Below are 19,463 nucleotides of genomic sequence, written 5' to 3' on the forward strand. Positions count from 1 at the left end.
TTCCACCTATGAGTTATCTGAAGTTGTCCCTTGTTTGCAGAAGGTGGAGCAATATATTCAAGCTGGATACTACGCAGGAGGGTTTCTAGCTTATGAAGCTGCACCAGCATTTGACCCAGCTTTTCAAGTACATACAAACGGGAGCTTTCCGCTAATATGGTTCGGTATTTTTTCAGAAGCGGAGGCACCTCACAAACGACGAGTGAGTCCATTTGCCATTCAAAAATGGCAAATGGATATCAAAGAACAAGAATATAAGCAGCAAATTGAACATATTAAACAGCAGATTGAAGAAGGTCATACATATCAAGTTAATTATACCATTCCCTTAAGGAGCTATTTTACAGGTGATAGCTTTGCATATTATGAGCAATTAGCCGCTTCACAAGCTGCAAACTACGCTGCTTATTTACAAACGGGCAATTATTCTATTTTATCGGCTTCCCCAGAGCTTTTTTTTCATTTGAAAAAGGGGGTAGTTACTACAAAACCGATGAAAGGAACTGCAAAAAGAGGTAGCACAATCGAAGAGGATAAAGCAAATGCGGATTGGCTCTATTATTCTGAAAAGAATCGTGCGGAAAATGTGATGATTGTTGATTTATTACGTAACGATCTTAGTAGAATTGCAAAACGCGGCACCGTACGTGTACCTGAACTGTTTACAATAGAACGCTACCCCACTGTTTTTCAAATGACATCAACTGTTACAGCAGAAGTGGAAACGAATTTAACGAGCATCTTTGGAGCATTGTTTCCTTGTGGTTCGATTACCGGGGCACCAAAAGTCAGCACCATGAATATCATTCGTAATATAGAAAAAACACCGCGCAATATTTATTGTGGTGCAATTGGCTACATAACTCCTGAACATGAAGCGATCTTTAATGTACCAATTCGAACAGTATCCATTGACAACACTAGTAATGAAGCTACTTACGGTGTAGGAGGAGGAATAACTTGGGATTCAACAGCGGAGGAAGAATATGAAGAAATGCTTGCCAAAACGCTCGTGTTAGAAAAAAAGAAAAATAGCTTTGACTTACTGGAAAGTATTCGGCTAGAAAACGGTTGCTATCCATTGCTTGCGTACCATTTAAACAGAATGGAAAAATCGGCTACCCATTTTTCTTACCCATTTGATCCATTATTTATAAAGCAGAAACTGGAACAAATTGCCCAGCAATCGAATACAAGAGTGCACAAATTGCGTTTATTGTTATCCAAAACTGGGCAAATTAATTTAGATCTGCAGCCGATAAGCATGTTAAAAAAACAACTGCATGTCCGTCTTGCTACACGGGCAATAAACAAAACAAACCCTTTCTTTTATCATAAAACGACAAACCGAGAAATATACGAAGCATTTTTAACAGAGCATCCCGATGCTGATGACGTTTTATTATGGAATGATGAGTTGCAAGTTACCGAATTTACCATTGGCAATGTGGTCGTAGAAATAGATAAAAAATATTATACTCCCCCAGTAGAATGCGGGTTGCTACCAGGAACCTTCCGTCAATATGTACTTGAAACAAAAGAAGTGCAAGAAAAAATCATTACTATTACAGATTTACAACAAATATCGAATATTTGGCTTATTAACAGCGTTAGAGGCTGGGTCCCTGTTACCATTGAAAGGGAACAAATGTAAAAATAGATTTTGTAGAAGTAAAAAGCTCCAGATAGATTTGTCTATTCTGGAGCTTTTCTTTAACCAAGCGCAACATCTAATATCATCATAACTGTAAAGCCAACCATTAAACTCATGGAGGCTAAATCACGATTGCCTTGTTCTTGCGACCCAGGAATAACCTCTTCTGCCACTACAAAAATCATTGCTCCGGCTGCAAAGCTAAGTGCATATGGTAGTAATGGCTGAATAAACGTTACAGCTAAAGCACCAACAACACCAGCTATTGGTTCAACCATTCCTGAAAATTGACCGTACATAAAGCTTTTCTTCCTAGACATCCCTTCCCTTCTCAATGGCATTGATACCGCAACACCTTCAGGGAAATTTTGAATGCCAATACCAATTGCTAAGGCTACTGCCCCTGTAATAGTCGCTGTTGGAAGGTCAGCAGCAATAGCTCCAAATGCGACACCAACGGCTAAGCCCTCAGGAATATTGTGTAACGTGATCGCCAAAACTAACAGCGTGCTACGTTTTTTACGTCCTGGATGTATCCCTTCTGCTTCTTGGATTGGAGAAGTAGGATGCAAATGTGGTAATACCTTGTCAACACCCCAAAGTGCTATTCCACCAAACATAAAACCGATAGCGGCAGGAACCCATGGCGTGTCACCATTAGCTTCCGCCATGTCTAACGCTGGAGATAATAACGACCAAAAACTAGCTGCAATCATTACGCCGCCTGCAAAACCGAGCATGCTATCTAAAAAACGTTGGTTAAAATTTTTGGTTGTAAAAACGAGAGCCGCGCCGAGTGCTGTCATCCCCCATGTAAATAAAGTTGCAATTAATGCTTGAATTATTGGATGTAATGTAAGAAAATAATCTACGAGCATGCGCATACCCTCCAAAATATCAATTATTTACCATACTGCCATTTTATCATACATTATCCTATTGGCACATTAACAAGCTATTTACGACACTATTTATTGAAAGGAGGGGACATAACATTATGCGACTTTGGCATGAAAAGCTAATCACAAAATTACCTAGACAACAACTTTTAGGGCAACATCGAGAATGTTGTGCTTTACGAGGAAACGGTTGGGGAAAAAGTCACGCAATTGTAAATTACGTGTTTCACTACTCTCCATATCGCCTGTTTTTATATCACCAATTCATTATGGAAGAAATGAAAGGAAGAGGATATCGAGTCGATCCTTTATGGGAAAACGCATTTTACCGAGGGAAACAATGTAAGCAACATACAAAAGAAAGCCTCTATGCAGGGGAAGAAAATATTAGTAATGAATGGCCTGTCTACCCCGAACATGACGACACATATTTACAAGAATGTGTTGTGAACTTAAAAGAAAAAGGCATTGATATTTTAGTTTAATTTATTTTATAGAAGGCTGGTCTTGCAAAAGTTGTTTCTGCTACTATAAACCAAAAATCTTTAGGAGAAGCTCCCGTTTTTCTAAGCGTAAGAACAAAGGCGCAAGCGCCCGTTTAGCAACGTAGCGAGTGGAACGAATCAACGAAAGTTTTAGGAACCATGCCACTAAAACAGGGGTATGCCGTGGGCGGCAAGCCCGTTTTTAGTCGGCCTTCCTTTTTAACACGAACCGATGATGACTTATCGTAGGGCGATGGAGTGAAGTCGCCTAGTTGCTGGGGGCTGGAGCCGGACGTGGCTAAATAACTTAGTAAGTTTATCCACAGCTGCTAAATTTTATAATTTCCTAGACCATAAGAAAAAGGGCTGCTTATACCACCTTAACGGTTTAGCAGCCCTCATTTATAAAAGGTTCTTATGGTGTTGCCACAAATTCTAAAGATAAACATTTTATCACGTGAAATATTCCACTTTAGCAGCTGGAAATAACTCTTGAATATACCCATGTAATGTCGTTTTTATATCAGCTTGTTCTTCATCTTTATATACATATTTTCCTATGCCGTAACGGCCCCATTTCCATTTTCGTTTTGATTCGTCTAGCTCTAACTTGGTCATTGGATAATTTTTCTCAATTACACGCTTAGCTGGCTTCGTAAAACGATGCTGAATCATTTCAAAAGTTAAATCTTTCTTCGCTTTTTCTGGCAACATTGCTTCTAATTTTTCAAACATCTCGTAATAACCCGTTTTCCAACCTTCATGTAAATAAATTGGTGCAACGATAAAACCTAATGGGTAACCTGCATTAGCCACCTTAGCAGCGGCTTCTATCCGCTCATGAAGTCTGGACGTACCCGGCTCAAAGTATTTAATAATGTAATCATCATTTATACTAAAGCGGAAGCGAGTTCTTCCATTGTGTTCAGCATCGAGCAAATGATCAACATGAGCAAATTTCGTAACAAATCGCAACTGTCCATGCTCTGTTTTCCCGAAGAATTCGATTGCCCGTTTTAATGTGTGGGTTAAATGATCGATACCTACAATATCCGACGTACAGGAAGCTTCAAAACGTGTAATTTCTGGGGCTCTTTCTTCCATATACGCCTCTGCAGCTTCAAATATCTCTTCTGTGTTAACATACGTACGGATATACGGCTTGCTCCCCATCGTCGTCTGTAAATAACAATAATGACAATGGCCCATGCACCCTGTAGCAAAAGGGATAGCGTATTCGGCAGAAGGTTTTGACGTATCAAATTTCAACGTTTTTCGTAATCCTACTACTAAAGTAGATTTTGCTACCCGATATTTTTGAAAATGGTTATCTCCAGGTAAATTACGAATCTGATTATGAGAAGTAGTTTGTCGAATCTCTATTCCCATATTTTCAAATTTTGTAACGAGCTCTTGCCCTAAAGGATAATCCAATGCTTTTGGTTCCACATAAACAAGCTGCGGCACAAACGGCTTAACCATAATATCCTTCCTGCTCCGCCACGCCAAATGCTGAGGCATATGCCGCTTCAGCTTCATCCGATGTTTTATACACAGCTACTTCCTCTGTTAAAGGATAGTACGTTTCATGGATAAATAGCGCCAACTCATTGGATTGCTCTGGGTGTTCGACTACAGCAGCTTGTTGAATGTGTGCAACATTTTGGGCATGTGGATTGCGAATAATGATGTAAACAACTTCACCTGGTTGAAAATGATGATGCACTTCCATTTTTTCACCTAGCTTTCTTAGCATTTACACTCATTATGCGCAATCTTTCCCCTTTTATTACAAAAATGTCAAATCAATAATTAAAATTAGGGAAGTTCTTTTACATAAACATGACTTCCGTACAAGTATTGTTAAAACTTACTTACCAATTTGTTTAAATGCTTCCGCTTGTTCTTTAATCCCTTTTTCTGCTGCAAATCGTTCTATACTGGAAGCTCCAAAAAAGCCAACAATCCCATCGACTCTTTTAATCACATAAGCAGCATCCTCGGGCTCTGCGATTGGTCCACCATGACAAATCGCCATGATTTCAGGATTTACGGATCTACCTGCAGCAATTATTTTTTGAATACGCTCCACAGCATCATCTAATGTTAATGCGGTTTGAGCGCCAATGGTTCCTTTTGTTGTTAAACCCATATGGGCTACTAATATATCAGCTCCAGCCGCTGCCATTCTTTTAGCCTGGTCTTCATCAAAGACATATGGGGTAGTTAACATATCAAGCTCATGTGCTTTACGAATCATGTCTACTTCTAAATCATAACCCATCCCTGTTTCTTCCAAGTTTTGACGAAAAACACCATCAATTAATCCGACAGTAGGGAAATTCTGTACTCCACTAAATCCTTGGTCTTTCAGTTGCTTTAAAAATACGTCCATGACACGAAATGGATCTGTTCCATTTACACCTGCTAAAACTGGCGTATCTTTAACAACTGGTAAAACTTCATTGCCCATCTCTACGACGATTTGATTAGCATCTCCATAGGAGAGAAGCCCAGCTAGAGAACCACGGCCTGCCATGCGATAACGTCCAGAATTATAAATGATCAACATGTCAGCACCACCAGCTTCACTGCTCTTTGCAGTAATCCCAGTACCAGCCCCTACTCCAAGTAAAACATTACCTTCATTTATTTGTTCATGAAATCGTTGTATAATTTCTTTTCTACTTAACATGCTATTTCTCTCCTTTTCTCTTTTCAATTAATTGAATAAGTTTTTCGGCTGCTGCTTCTGCAAAAGCACGGTCATTAATTGCTTTTTCCAATTCAATTACTTGAACCTTCGTTCTGTCAACGTTTTCTTTTAGCGTTTGAAAAAGCATTTGATCTTCTTTTGGCCCATAGAATGGCTGACCTTCTACATCTAAGCCTGATAATCCTTTTAATGGTAAAATTAAAGAAGTGTTCCCTTGTGCTAAATTTAACTTTTTAGCTATAACTTCTCCAATGCGTTTGTTTTCCTCTACATTTGTGCGCATCAACGTCACTGTTGGGTTATGTTTATAAAATTTGCGCCCAGTAAATTTTTCAGGAACCGACTCATAAGGTCCAAAGTTAACCATATCGACTGCCCCAACAGAAACCACTTGTGGAATGTGATGTTTAGCCGCTGCTTCTAAACGATTCGGTCCAGCTGCTAATACACCTCCAACTAACTCATCCGCCCATTCCGTAGTAGTAATATCTAGCACACCTGCAATAAACCCATCTTCAATCAAACTCTCCATTGTTTTACCGCCGATCCCAGTGGCATGAAAAACAAGCATTTCATAACCTTGCTTTTCCACATATGCCTTCGCATAATTAATACACGGCGTCGTTAAACCAAACATGGTAGCTGCTATAAGTGGTTTTTGTTCTATCTTTTGATTATTTTCAAATCGTAACATCCCTGCAATCGCAAACACAGCATTCGAAAATATTCTTGTAGAAATTTGATTCAAACCTGCTACATCAACGATAGAAGGGTACATCATTATATCGCTTGTCCCAACATAATGGGCTACATTACCAGAGGCAACTGTAGATACCATCACTTTTGGAACGCCAATCGGTAACGCTCGCATCCCAGGAGTTACAATGGAAGTTCCACCTGATCCTCCAAAAGAGAGTACCCCTGCAAATTTTCCTGCTTTATACAGTTGAGGTAATAAGATTTCCATACCTTTTGATAATACAAGCGTAGCTTTCGCTCGATCTTCTGCAGCTACAATGGATTGTATGTCTTCCCCAGCAGCTTGAAAAATGGCTTCATTTGAAATATCTGGTTGAAATTGTGGTCTGAATACACCAGTATGAATGGTTAAGGTTTTAAAACCTAATGACTCAATTAGATGTTTTACATACAAAAATTCTTCTCCTTTTGTATCAAACGTCCCTGCTAAAGCTATCGTTTTTGTCAATGTACTCTCTCCTTTTTCGTGAATAAATAAACGGCACCATTTGTGAAAGTAAAAGCAGTAGTAATTTAAAATTACTTTGCCCTCACTTATATGATACCGTTTTCGGAAGTGAAAATTAATGTCGTTATGTATGTTCATTTTGTCTTTATGTTCACTTACAAACGTTTAACACGATTTCACGTTTGTAATTTCCTTTAAAAAAACGTAAATGGGATTATAATTCAAGTATTAACCATCACCCATAATATATACTACTCCTTCAAAAATCGGCTTGGAGACACTCCTTTTCTTTTTTTAAAAATCTTACTGAATTGTACGTAATTCGCATATCCGACCATTTCAGCAATTCTTGCTAAGGGTAATCTTTCCGTATGCATCATTTCAATAGCCCGATTTAATCGAAAATTGATGAGGTAGTCAACAAAAGAAACGCCTACTTCTTCTTTAAAAAGCGTGCTTACGTACGTTCTGGATAAGTTTAAAATATTTGCTAAATCACTTAAGGTGATTTCTTCCATATAATGATTACTGATATAGTCTTTAATAAACTCTACATAGTCTTCTTTATTTGCAAATCCTTCCATTATTTTTTGAATAGAAGCTTCATATTGAATGTTAAACGTTTCTTTAAAGGATTTGGTTGTATTTTTAATTACTTGCTCAGCTGGAATGCGTTCAAACACGGACCCACCAATATACCCATTAATACCCGTACCATCATACATAAATTGCACATCAATTGGACTATTGACAGGTCCACCATAAACCATCTTAATTATATTCGGATTAAGCTCATCACATGCTCGAAAAATATCTACGGCTAACTTCTTAGCACTCTGTAAAGACTGAATTTGTTTTGCTCCTAACACACCGCCTGTTGTTAAACCTAAATGTACGCAAATAATATCAGCCCCAGCATGAAGCATGTCGATAGCTTGTGATTGATTAAACACAAATGCTACTGTAAATAAATCAAGTTGGTTTGCTATTCGAATAGCCTCTACTTCTCTAGAAAAAGTGATATCCTGTGATTCTAACGCCTCTCGAAATTGACCATCAATTAAGCCGACAGTCGGATAGTTATTAATTCCAATAAAACCATATTGCTTAATACGTGAAATATAGTCTTCCATATGAAGCATAGGATCGGTGGCAAACAATCCAAAAATAACTGGAATTTTTGTCATAACTGGCAACAACTCTTTTGAAGCAAAGTCCATAACTAATTCATTGCTATTCGCACAAGCTGTAAAACCAGCCAAAGAACTAACACCCATTTGGCGAAAACGCCCAGAACATAATGCTAAGATAAAATCAGCTCCGCCCTGCTCTGCATACTTAGCTGTAAGCCCAGATCCAGCTGCAACTCCAATCACATGCCTATTTGTTTTTATTTGTTGATTTAACTTTTCAAGCAAACGCCATTTATTATATACCATCCATTTACTCTCCATCTAGCTTGTTTTGAATATACTATACATTAATATTGTTATTTTTGCATAACCAATATGTATATAAAAATTGATTGATAGCCAAGTTTTGAAGACAAAATATGTAGTTTTCATCATACTAAAAATATAGAATTTTATACTTTTACTGAAAAACACTTCCCCGCAAAACCATGCCCATAATAAAAAGCGCACTAATTATTACGAGCTATGTAATAAACACCTATCGTTAAACGATAAACTTAGTAAACCAAGCAACATACTTTGCTCCAGGAATAAATAGTACTTGGGCTAATAATGTACCGAACAAACGCGAGGTTACCATCATAAGCGAAACGCCTTTTAAAGTTCGATAACTCCCTCGGTTATTCACCACGTCATCTGCTAAAACAGAAACTTTTGGATCTACAAAAACAACAAGTAAAATTGTTGCTATTCCATTAATTAATCCAGAAGCCATGACAGCTGTAGCTGCACGTTCTGGTACAAGCAATGAGGCGTATAAAGCAGCTAACACACCTATTGTGTAAATAGCTGTTATGATCATATTCATAAGAAATAATTTCATTGGTATATCACTGAAACGAATTTCTTTTATATCCGTACGTTTTGGTAAGCGAAAATGTTTCCACCCGCGCATAAAAAATTCCATTGAAAAGCCTTTTTTTATAAGCGCAGGTATAGATCCTTTTTCATTCGCCAAATGAATAATAGCTCTAGAAAACAAGGCGATAAACGTTGGAAATACAATAATACCTGCGATAGTACCTGCAGTAGAAGCTCCAATTAATATACGGTATTGATCTTCAACCACTTGTAGCGCATACACTGGCGGTGCTGTATCAATAAGGCTCCCTGTAAACGGTTGCTGCATCATATTGGCTAGTCTTGATACAATAACCATTACATTAAATAAAGCAAGTGCAGAGGCAATCATTTTCACTCTAGCCCCCGATAATCGCACTGCATAAGCTAAAGTTTCAATACTGTGTATGACAAAAATAAACAAGAAAATAAGGATTAATTTCCCAGTAAAAACTTCCATAAGGATGACATTCCTTCCCAAAAAGATAAAACAATAGCTTTACATTACCATAATCTTGTTTTAAATGTATAGATAATCTTCTTTCTATCAATTTTTACAACATAGTGATTTGCAAACTCTATTCATGTACACTTTTATTCATTTTTTAACTAGAAATTGTTTTGCTCTATAGCAAAGTATCAGAAAAACAAAAGCTTTCTTATCTTATAAAAATCCTCCACCTTAAATTTACTAGAAGGTGAAGGAAATGAGTTAAACTTTTCACATACAAATTTACAGTAACCTCTCTCATGTTACTGGTCTCTTATTTTAAAATCGCCTTTTCTACCTTACCATTTACAGCAAAATGATGAATAGTTATTTCCGGACGACTACCAATACGAATGTTAAAGCCGGTTTGACCAAGCCCTTCGCTAATATAGAAAGGACGCCCATTTATTTTGTGGAGCCCCTTTATCATATTCATTTTGACCAACTGTCCCATTTTTTTTAGATGATAAGGTTTTGGCCAGTGGATTTGCCCACCATGAAAATGTCCAGAAAGTAAATAATCAAATCGATATTCATTGATCGTTATGACAACGTTAGGATCATGGGTTAATACTAAATTGGTTCCTTGATTTATACCAGTGAAAGCTTTTTTTACATCACTATGCTTCGTGGAATAATTATCAATTCCAATGATATTTATTTTCTTCCCATCTAATTCTATTTGTCTATTTTCATTTTGTAATGTTTGAAAACCGTATTCATTTAATACTTTCTTAAGTTTTACAAAGTTTTTCTCTTTTAACACATAATCATGATTTCCAAAAACAGCAAATGAACCGTACACTGGTTGTAAATTCCTTAAAGCTTTTAGATAGGGAATTAACTTAGGTATACTCCGTTTCCGATCTAAAAAATCTCCAGTTAGAGCGATTATATCAATATTATAAGAACCGATGCTTTCTATTAAACGATCTGGAGTAACGGAAATATTTTCTAAATGCATATCAGAAATATGCAATATTTGAAGCACCTTTTCTTTATTATCGCTATCATCTGTATCTATCGTAATTTCATTAACGACGAATTTTTGTGTATTTTGATAGCCTTTAAAGAACAAGTAACTAAAAAGAATACATATTACTAAGCCAATATACAATATATCACCTCCACTACTATTATATAAACAAATTCGGTCATCTGGCTAAAGCAATATATGGAAAAAATACGAGTGGAAAATTCGTTGACAGTTATTTTATAATCAGTATTACCGCAAATAAAAACCGTATAGATGATCATTAATTGGCATTGTACTACGAGAGGAAGCCTAAAGCTATTTAACAGGAATTGGACGTATGGCAATCATTGGTAGTGCTATGCTATTAAATATAGCGCAAGAACAACAACGAGAGGCACCCGTTTAATAACGTAGCGAATGGAACAAATCAACGAAGATAAAAAGGTCATAGCAAGGTGAAGAACCGTCGTAGGGTGATTTCATGAAGTCGCTTAGTTACTGGGCGATGGATCAAGACATGCATAAATAGTTATTTATTTATTTCCTAAGTGCACCCTTTATCGTTTCCTACACAGCGAAAATTACATTTAATGGATTTTATAGACAAATTATGAAACATTTTTCTTTCTGCATCGTACTATTTCATAAAGGAGACAAAAAATATGAATATATGGAGCATTATTTTAGTACCTCTAGCTTTTATTGGGGGATTGTTTTTGTTTCATTTCCTATCTGGACACGGAAAAGGGAAAGTTGTTCTTGATTTAGATGAGCGCTATGTTAATTATGATGATTATATACAAGCTATTTTACAAGAATTAAAAAAACAAGGAAAGCAAGCTTTCTATGAAGGTAATGGGCGATTTATTATTGATGGGGCTCCTTACACGTTTATAGAATGGAACGTTAATTTAGGTGGCGTTCCGACCCAACGAACGGTGTTAAAACAAGATAAAACTTCATAAATACCCGTGCTAATAATTAGTGATTAGTTGACTGTGTTCTCTCTACTAACAATTCTTACATCATGATAAGTGAGAAAGGGACATAATTACATACTACCGCAAATGGTATGGCTAATGAGGGGTTCATAGTAGAGGAAAACAAAACGACGGCTTTCACCATAAAATTTGGTGATAAGCCGCGTTTATACTCCTTTTACTTATGTCCCTCGCTCTAAAGATTTGCTGTTTATTCGGTTAAAAGTGGGTAATATCCTTCTTTTGTATGTGTTTCAGTTCCTACTAGAGGAGGATTAAAAACACAGACCATACGCATTTGTGTTTTTGCACGAAGCTCATGTTTATCATTTTCGTTTAATAGATACATAGTGCCTGGCTTCAGGTTATATACTTCACCAGTTTCCAGCTTTTCTATCTCACCTTCCCCCTCAATGCAATAAACCGCTTCAATATGATTTTTATACCAGAAGAAATTTGTTGTTCCTGCTTTAATTATCGTATCATTTAAACTAAAACCTACATTATCTTTCTTCATGATAAAACGGCGACTCGTCCAATTGTTACCCGATGTTTCATCTCGAGTGCCAATGATATCGTCTAGTGATTTAACAATCATGTAAGTATCTCCTTTATTTATCCTTTATTGTTTAACACCTGTTCAATGCTTACTTCTAAAATATCAAACCCTTGGTTGATCCCCGCTTCATCAATAGTTAACGGTGGTAGAAACTTGACAACTTCATCATCTGGCCCAGATGTTTCTATAATTAACCCAATTTCAAAAGCTTCCTTACAAACGGCTGACGCAAGTTCACTTTTCTCCATGGCAATCCCTTGCATCAATCCTCTTCCACGAGCTTTCGCATTTAATGATGGGAATTTTTCGATAATATAATCTATACGTTTTTTCATGATTTTACTTTTCCGATGTATAGACTTTGAAAATTCTTCATCCTTCCAAAATTCCGTTAAAGCTTCTGTTGCTGCGATGAACGCTAAATTATTACCTCGGAATGTTCCGTTGTGCTCCCCTGGTGCCCATTGATCATATTCCGGTTTGATTAAAGTAATGGCCATTGGAAGTCCAATACCACCAATTGATTTTGACATACACACTATATCTGGTATGATACCAGCTAGCTCAAAGCTGAAAAAAGGTCCTGTTCTCCCACATCCAGCTTGAACATCGTCTACAATTAATAAAATATCCCAACGATTACAGATGAAAGCAACCTTTTGCAGCCATTCCGTGCTAGCCGCATTAATGCCTCCTTCGCCTTGGACAGTTTCAAGAATAATTGCTGCAGGCAAAGCGACACCGCTCCCGCTATCTTCTAAAAATCGTTCCAAGTAAGCAAGTGAATCTTGATCATCCATATATTCGTCAAACGGCATAGAAACACTGTGATGCAGTGGTATCCCGGCTCCATGACGTTTAAATGAATTTCCTGTCACCGACAGCGATCCAATTGTCATTCCATGAAAAGCATTCGTAAAGCTTATTACTGTATCACGTCCAGTTACTTTTCTAGCTATCTTCAATGCACTTTCAACTGTATTCGTTCCAGTTGGGCCTGGAAACATCACTTTATAATCCATATTTCGTGGTTTTAGAATGGTCTTATAAAAGGTCTGCAAAAATTCTTTACGAGGTGTCGTCCCCATATCCAAACTATGAATAATATTATCATTTTGTATATAAGTGATTAGTTTCTGTTGCATCTTTTCATGGTTATGACCATAATTTAACGCACCAGCACCTGCAAAAAAATCAATATACATATTTCCATCTATATCCCAAAGTTTATAGCCTTTTGCTTTTTCAAAAATCGTCGGCCATCCTCTGCTATAAGTTCTTACTGCTGATTCTAATTCTTCAAATGCTTGCATTGGACTATTTTTTACAACTGTTGTAGTCACCAAATCATCCTTTTATTTGTTATTTTCCCTTGGAATAGGGCCAATCTTATACAACTGTTCATCTTCATGTCCTGTTCGTGGAAAATCGACGGAAGTATAGTAATTACCAACAACACATTCTGTATTTAGTTTTTTAGCTAAGCCCATAAATAAATACTGTGAGGGCAAATTAGAAGGTGTTACCGTTGCCTCAACAAACTGAATTTCTGCTAACTGCTTTCGTTCTAGCAGTTCAAATAACATACGTGTCGCTAGGCCCTTCCCACGCTGTGAAGTATCAACAGCAACTTGCCAAACAAATAATGTATTCGGTTTATTCGGATGGATAAACCCGGATATAAACCCAACCACTTCTCCCTCTTCCTCAACGATGATAGATGTTTCAGAAAACATATCACACCATAGAAGATAACTATAAGAAGAGTTTAAATCCAGATTATCAATTTGATGAATTAAATCCCAGACTGCTGCCCCATCATCTTTTGTAGGCATACGAAATGTAAGTTCTTGTTCTACTTTACTTTTAACTGAATTCGTGCGAATTGCTGTTTGGATGGTTTCACTTCTCCCTTCGTTTAATATAAGCTTCTATATAAGCTTATAAATAAATCAACTACATCGTCAAAAGGCTTTAAGTAGCATTTAGGAAGATTAAATGTGTTCAGCAGTCCTCACGGTTGTAGAATATGCTCTCCTTTAAGAATAGCTACGAAAAATTCTAAATAATAGTATTGTTATCTAAATTCGATGATAAATAAAACAACATCTCTTACCATTCGACAATTATTGCGACTTTAGCTAGCGTTATTATACAATTAAATGGTAAATGTAACTAATTGTAGGTATCATTCCTTTTTTCGAATAAGTGACTCTCTATAATAGAAAAAAGGTGCAAGCGCCCGTTTTGCAACGTAGCAAGTGGAGCGAATCAACGAAAGTTTTAGGAAGCCTGCCACTAAAACAGGGGTATGCCGACGCACGAAGGCAAGCCCGTTTTTAGTCGGCCTTCCTATTTAGCACGAACCGATAGTGACTCAGCTTAGGGCAATGGAGTGAAGTCGCCTAGTTGCTGTCCGCTGGAGCCGGACGTCGCTATTCCATTAAATCGGTATCCAATAGTACTTTTCTTATCCTCTTAGAAAAACTTGGCTTTCCACCACGCCTTGATGGCGATGGGAATGCCGTCGTTTTTCTTATACTAATAAGCCTAGAGGTTCTATACTTTCCTATAGTGCAACAAATACCCGAGCATCAAATGATGATGATCGGGTATTTGTTCAATGCTTAAGTACGATTACAAATATATATGTTTGGTTACCGAATTGTAATAGTAAAGAGTATGTGAGGTGCATGTATCAAAGCCACGCTCTTGCAAAAATATCGGCAAATCGTTGTCTCCCATTAATTACTAAATGTTAGGTCTAAAAAGGTATCTCATTCTTTTTGAACGAACAACAGCTTATGAATAGTAAGATATAATTAAAACAATAAGTTTTTTTCTACTTTCCCATTCTTGATTACTACTTGTATGGTATCATTATTCGCTAGCATATCAACATCGTTTAGTGGATTGCCTTTTACAATGATAATATCCGCTAATTTCCCCACTTCAAGGGTGCCTAACTGCTCTTCCCATCCTAAACACTCTGCGGCTGTTTTAGTAGAAGCCACAATTGTTTCCATAGCAGTCATCCCAGCGTCTCTCATTAAACCAAGTTCTCGTAAATTTGTTCCATGCTTCATAACACCAGCATCCGTTCCCATTGCAATCTTTACGCCTGCCTCGTACGCTTTCGCAATGCTTGCTTGATGCTGTTCAATCACTTCTTTCGACTTTTCTACAGCTGTATCAGGCATTCCTGCATCTTTTGCTGTCTCTAAAACAGCAACCGGAGCAAGTAAGGTTGGCACGAGATAAGTTTCATTTTCTAACATTAATTCAATAGCTTCATCATCTATAAAAATCCCATGTTCAATGGAGTGAATACCAGCTTTAATCGCATTCTTTATCCCTTCAGCACCTTGGGCATGAGCCATTACCTTAACACCTTTGCGAAAGTTTGCCTCTTCTACAATAACTTTCAATTCTTCCAATGAAAATTGCGTAAATTCAGGATGGTCTGTGGCACTTAACACACCACCTGTAGCATGAACTTTAATCACTTCTGCACCAGCCCGTAGCATTTGTCGTGTTTTTTTACGAACTTCCTCTACGCCATCACATTTCCCATTTGGCATACCTGGGTAATTAGAAGCTAACAAATCCACGGTGTTTCCAGATATAGTATAACCATCGCCATGCCCTCCAGTAATTGTTAAAGCATTAATACTTAATTGCATCCTTGGTCCACATATTAATCCTTCGTTAACAGCCTTTTTCACTCCTAAATCAGCACCTAAAGCATCGCGAACAGAAGTTATTCCAGCATGTAAAGTTGCTTTTAAATAATTTGCTGCTTGATAGTACATAAATGAAAATGGAGTGGCTAGTCTTTGGGTAATTGGTGCGTATTCAAACATCATGTGTACGTGTGTATCAATAAACCCCGGCAAAACGGTGCCACCTTGAGCATCTATTACGGATTCTGATCCATCAAATGTATAATTTTCTTCTTTACCAACGTAAGTAATTTTTTCATTATCTAAGGCAATGATACTATCTTTTATTGGAGCTGCACCGTTTCCGTCAATAATAAGCGCATTCTTAATTAATTTTTTTCCCAATTTTTCTTCCTCCCGTTATAAAGTTTTTACTAAGATTCCAGCAAGAACTACAGATGCTACTGTTACAGTTGTAAATCCGCCAATTAGCATAGGCGCAAGTAGCTCATTGAAGATTATTTTCTCTTCCTGTTTATTTCTAGCTACACTACGACTCACTTCTTCACATAAAATGTAATCCGCAGGGAATCCAAATAATGCGGTTAAAGCAACAGGCATACCTTTTAATACATCCCATTTTACTAGCTTGGACATTACATACCCGCCCAGTGCGATTGCGAATGTTCCTAAAATTAAGATCAGCAAAATACTAGGTAAATTTGCGAGAACATCTTGAGGAGAAACCCCCGCCATTGTGCCGATAACTACAAATATTATTGCTACCATTGTTATAGAAAAAGAATTCGCCTGTTCTAGAGATTTACTCTCTAACAAACCTAATTTCAAACCAATAATACCGATTGCCAAACACCATAAGCTATAATGTATAGGTGTTAATTCACCAAGAGCAACACCTATTGCTGCTCCCACAAACACGTAAAACAGTTTTAACGTTAAACTTTGCTTTAATGGACTGATTTGTTCTGTCGCACTAGACGCTTCTTTATACATAATGCTTGCATCCATAGGGATAAATGTATTGGTATCCATTTGCTTTTGAAGCTTCAACGCATATCTCCGCATAAAATTTAGTGCTAATGGCATACCTAAAACCCCTTGAAAAGCAACAACTAAGGCTGGTATAACGACAAGGCTAGATTTACCTACAGCAGCAAGCTCTTCAGAAGTAACAATTAAAGCAATAATTCCTCCACTCAACGGTCCAACTCCAGCAACAGCCGTTGCATAGTCAAAAGCAAGCGAAACAACTATTAAAATAGTGGCACTTGCTACAAGTATACCACCTAATGAAATAAAAACGGCTTTTATTTGACTTTTTAATAAAGCTATAGGAATCAAAGTACCCATATGAACGATTGCAGGACCAATTAATATGGCGCCTAATGCAGCAAACTGTGATTTTTCCAATATATCTTCTGGAAATATCCCTGTCCAAACAAGAACAAGAAACCCTGTCATGGCAGTGAGTAGCATAGGTATTCTTGCTCTAGAAACAATGGAGAGCCATTCTCCCAGTGCAATTAATGCAAAAATAAGTACAGTAGCAATTAACGGGTTAGTTAACAAGAGAATCGCCTCCTAAAAATAATACTAACTAATATATCACTAGTAGTGTTTTTTGTCTATACTGCTTTTTTTGACAATTAACGTTTATTTACACAATTTTACGCTAATATATAATTAATATTTATTTTAAATTTGCGATGCTCCCTTTATAGGTAACGCTTTCGATATATTACTAAAAAGAGCGCAAATGTTTCTAAAATTTTTCTCAAAAGTTTTACATAGAAAAACTTAGCTTGTCGCAAGTCTTATAGCAAAAGCCTTTGTTTTTCTGTTACTATAAATTTCAAAAACTTTATACTTACCTATAATGATAAAAAATTCCAATGGATATATCGTTATTGTACAAAACTCCCACTCACGAGTTGGCAGGTATGTGTTGGACAGGTTCAAATGTGATATACATTTGAGAATCCTTAGGTAAAATCATTATTTTGGTGCACTCGCCCAAAACGATTGAATAGATAAAGCATATATTATGAGTAAATACGCATATACGAGGTGTTTGCTAATGGATAATAAACGTTGGAAACGCGGAGAACGAGGACCGTTTCAAGGTATTATGGAACAAATGGACGCTTTTTTTAATGAATCTGCGAAGAATTTCAATTCGCTTATTAAACGCCCATTGGCTGTTCGTACACGTGAAACAGAGGACAATGTGATTGTAGAAGCTGAACTTCCAGGGTACAGACGCGATCAAATCCAATTAGAGATATTTGGTAATCAATTACGAATTTTTGTTGAAGATCATTCGAACACGGATGAAGAAGGTTACAGCCACCAATCAGAAAGAACTGTAACACTTCCATTTGCAATTTCCGAAAAAGAAACCGAAGCAAAATTGAATAATGGCATTCTACAAGTAACTATTCCGAAAAACAATTCCAGCCGGAAATTTATCTCCATTCACGACACTACAGATTTGTAACGGTTTCGGTTAAGCGTTTACAATAGCAGAAACATAAGATGATGCATCACTCAATTAGTGGGGTTTTTTTCTACCCCACTAATTGTTATAAAGTTTGAATGTGAACGACCGTATTATATACGTGCCAAAATTTCAAGACACACTTTACAGACACTTTACACCAGTTTTATACTCCCTTCATAACAGATTGTTACACTTAATGTAGTAAAGACATATAATCGGAGGGGTTTCAGGTGAAATTTTTAGGGAAATTAGTAATTTCGCTTGTTGTGATGATCATTTATTATGTTTAAAAACTCCATAGTTTGAGAAATTCCCAAACTTTAACCCACTCATTTTCTTTCTGGCCTTTATATTCGTACACCTATATTTATATCAAGTTATCATCTAACCAATTACTAAATATAACCCTCCTAAAGCAGCTAACAGCAACACTATAATTGTAAACACGTTTTGCGGTATCCACGGTAGCACTTTAGCCCCGATGATGGCCCCAAATAAAATTACTGGAAGCATTAATAAATTCAGGCTAAAAGATGCACTGCTAATTAAATTTAGATGCAAATAAAGAGGAACCTTTATCGTATTTACAGTTATAAAAAACCACGCACTTGTACCCACAAATTCTTTTTTAGGAACTCTTTTTACTAACAAATAAATCGTCATGATTGCACCAGCAGCATTCCCTACCATCGTCGTAAAACCACTAAGGATTCCCATAGTTATTGTAAAACTAATGGAGGTTGGTAACAGCTGATTAAACCGCTCACCAAATTGATTACGAATGACGTTTAAACCGATTATAACGAGAACGATCGTTCCTATGATTGGCTTTAACTGTTCATCATTCACTTGTCTTAAAACAAAGAACCCACCAAGAATTCCAACTAAAATCCATGGAATAAGCGGTATAAGATTTTTCCAAACAACATGACGACGATAATAAATGACAGCAAATAAATCGCCAATCAAAAGCATAGGAAGCAGAACGCCCACTGATTCCTTTGCTGGAAAAACAAACATAATTATTGTGACCACTAAAATAACTAAATTTGGAATTCCAGATTTAGAAAAACCAATAAATAAAGCACAAGCAATTACGATGAACCAGTCCAAAATGGTTAAATCAAACAAGTGAATCCCCTCCTTTTTACTGTAATACTAAAATTTCTATCTATCTTTCGTCACAACGACTTGGCATTTCCCGACTCTAAATCCCGCTGTGAAACTAATCATTTGCTTCTTTTCTATTACAGTAAATGAGAGAGCCATAAAATTGAAAAG

General features: G+C 36.8%; 19 protein-coding genes. 5 read left to right on the forward strand and 14 right to left on the reverse strand.

The genetic code is table 11. The features are described from left to right. Nucleotides 1-8 precede the first annotated feature (8 nt). A complete protein-coding gene (locus D9780_RS21650) occupies nt 9-89 on the forward strand; it encodes a hypothetical protein (RefSeq protein WP_367112749.1) in 81 nt (26 codons plus the stop codon). Beyond that, a complete protein-coding gene (gene pabB, locus D9780_RS10405; protein WP_371413743.1) occupies nt 56-1,654 on the forward strand; it encodes an aminodeoxychorismate synthase component I in 1,599 nt (532 codons plus the stop codon). The genes D9780_RS21650 and pabB overlap by 34 nt, the downstream gene beginning before the upstream one ends. Before the next feature lie 59 nt (nt 1,655-1,713). On the opposite strand, the gene D9780_RS10410 is transcribed toward pabB, so the two are convergent. Beyond that, a complete protein-coding gene (locus tag D9780_RS10410; RefSeq protein ID WP_073005619.1) occupies nt 1,714-2,532 on the reverse strand; it encodes a ZIP family metal transporter in 819 nt (272 codons plus the stop codon). A 119-nt stretch (nt 2,533-2,651) separates the two neighbouring features. On the opposite strand from D9780_RS10410, the gene D9780_RS10415 reads away from it, so the two are divergent. After that, nucleotides 2,652-3,038, forward strand: coding sequence for a TIGR02328 family protein (locus D9780_RS10415; protein ID WP_121640044.1), 387 nt, complete (start codon nt 2,652-2,654; stop codon nt 3,036-3,038). A gap of 453 nt (nt 3,039-3,491) precedes the next feature. Here D9780_RS10415 and splB read toward each other — a convergent pair whose 3' ends face one another. From splB to D9780_RS10450, 7 genes are all read right to left on the reverse strand, one after another. Next, nucleotides 3,492-4,520, reverse strand: coding sequence for a spore photoproduct lyase (gene splB / locus D9780_RS10420; protein WP_073005623.1), 1,029 nt, complete (start codon nt 4,518-4,520; stop codon nt 3,492-3,494). After that, on the reverse strand, nt 4,513-4,794 hold the full coding sequence (locus tag D9780_RS10425) for a transcriptional regulator SplA domain-containing protein (RefSeq protein WP_305847178.1): 282 nt from the start codon (nt 4,792-4,794) through the stop codon (nt 4,513-4,515). The genes splB and D9780_RS10425 overlap by 8 nt, the downstream gene beginning before the upstream one ends. Nucleotides 4,795-4,908: 114 nt before the next feature. Beyond that, nucleotides 4,909-5,733 carry a phosphoenolpyruvate hydrolase family protein gene (locus D9780_RS10430; protein WP_073005625.1) on the reverse strand — a complete coding sequence of 275 codons (825 nt, stop codon included), beginning with the start codon at nt 5,731-5,733 and terminating at the stop codon, nt 4,909-4,911. A gap of 1 nt (nt 5,734) precedes the next feature. After that, complete coding sequence (locus D9780_RS10435; RefSeq protein ID WP_073005626.1) at nt 5,735-6,961, reverse strand: Tm-1-like ATP-binding domain-containing protein; 1,227 nt, start codon at nt 6,959-6,961, stop codon at nt 5,735-5,737. Nucleotides 6,962-7,212: 251 nt separating this feature from the next. After that, nucleotides 7,213-8,400, reverse strand: a complete 1,188-nt coding sequence (locus D9780_RS10440; protein WP_121640046.1) for a phosphoenolpyruvate hydrolase family protein — start codon at nt 8,398-8,400, stop codon at nt 7,213-7,215. A 238-nt stretch (nt 8,401-8,638) separates the two neighbouring features. Then, the gene (locus D9780_RS10445; protein WP_073005630.1) at nt 8,639-9,454 is read right to left on the reverse strand and encodes a lipid II flippase Amj family protein; all 816 of its coding nucleotides are present in this window, start codon (nt 9,452-9,454) and stop codon (nt 8,639-8,641) included. 304 nt (nt 9,455-9,758) lie between these two features. Beyond that, nucleotides 9,759-10,601 carry a metallophosphoesterase gene (locus D9780_RS10450; RefSeq protein WP_240458660.1) on the reverse strand — a complete coding sequence of 281 codons (843 nt, stop codon included), beginning with the start codon at nt 10,599-10,601 and terminating at the stop codon, nt 9,759-9,761. Nucleotides 10,602-11,122: 521 nt separating this feature from the next. Here D9780_RS10450 and D9780_RS10455 point away from each other — a divergent pair. Next, nucleotides 11,123-11,425 (forward strand): hypothetical protein, encoded by a 303-nt coding sequence (locus tag D9780_RS10455; RefSeq protein WP_121640048.1) that lies wholly within the window; start codon nt 11,123-11,125, stop codon nt 11,423-11,425. A gap of 226 nt (nt 11,426-11,651) precedes the next feature. Here D9780_RS10455 and D9780_RS10460 read toward each other — a convergent pair whose 3' ends face one another. The 5 genes from D9780_RS10460 to D9780_RS10485 form a co-directional block, all read right to left on the reverse strand. Further along, the gene (locus D9780_RS10460) at nt 11,652-12,038 is read right to left on the reverse strand and encodes an ectoine synthase (RefSeq protein ID WP_073005637.1); all 387 of its coding nucleotides are present in this window, start codon (nt 12,036-12,038) and stop codon (nt 11,652-11,654) included. A 17-nt stretch (nt 12,039-12,055) separates the two neighbouring features. After that, nucleotides 12,056-13,342 (reverse strand): diaminobutyrate--2-oxoglutarate transaminase, encoded by a 1,287-nt coding sequence (gene ectB, locus D9780_RS10465; RefSeq protein WP_371413651.1) that lies wholly within the window; start codon nt 13,340-13,342, stop codon nt 12,056-12,058. Between the two features lie 12 nt (nt 13,343-13,354). Then, complete coding sequence (gene ectA / locus D9780_RS10470) at nt 13,355-13,834, reverse strand: diaminobutyrate acetyltransferase (RefSeq protein WP_121640049.1); 480 nt, start codon at nt 13,832-13,834, stop codon at nt 13,355-13,357. A gap of 987 nt (nt 13,835-14,821) precedes the next feature. Continuing rightward, nucleotides 14,822-16,066, reverse strand: coding sequence for a metal-dependent hydrolase family protein (locus tag D9780_RS10480; protein ID WP_121640051.1), 1,245 nt, complete (start codon nt 16,064-16,066; stop codon nt 14,822-14,824). Between the two features lie 15 nt (nt 16,067-16,081). Further along, the gene (locus tag D9780_RS10485) at nt 16,082-17,251 is read right to left on the reverse strand and encodes a hypothetical protein (RefSeq protein WP_121640052.1); all 1,170 of its coding nucleotides are present in this window, start codon (nt 17,249-17,251) and stop codon (nt 16,082-16,084) included. 508 nt (nt 17,252-17,759) lie between these two features. Between D9780_RS10485 and D9780_RS10490 the strand changes: the two genes are divergently transcribed. After that, a complete protein-coding gene (locus tag D9780_RS10490) occupies nt 17,760-18,179 on the forward strand; it encodes an Hsp20/alpha crystallin family protein (protein ID WP_073005647.1) in 420 nt (139 codons plus the stop codon). Nucleotides 18,180-18,566: 387 nt separating this feature from the next. On the opposite strand, the gene D9780_RS10495 is transcribed toward D9780_RS10490, so the two are convergent. Continuing rightward, nucleotides 18,567-19,313, reverse strand: coding sequence for a sulfite exporter TauE/SafE family protein (locus D9780_RS10495; RefSeq protein WP_121640054.1), 747 nt, complete (start codon nt 19,311-19,313; stop codon nt 18,567-18,569). Nucleotides 19,314-19,463: the final 150 nt, after the last annotated feature.

Source organism: Virgibacillus sp. Bac330, assembly GCF_003667845.1.
Taxonomy (GTDB): domain Bacteria; phylum Bacillota; class Bacilli; order Bacillales; family Amphibacillaceae; genus Virgibacillus; species Virgibacillus chiguensis.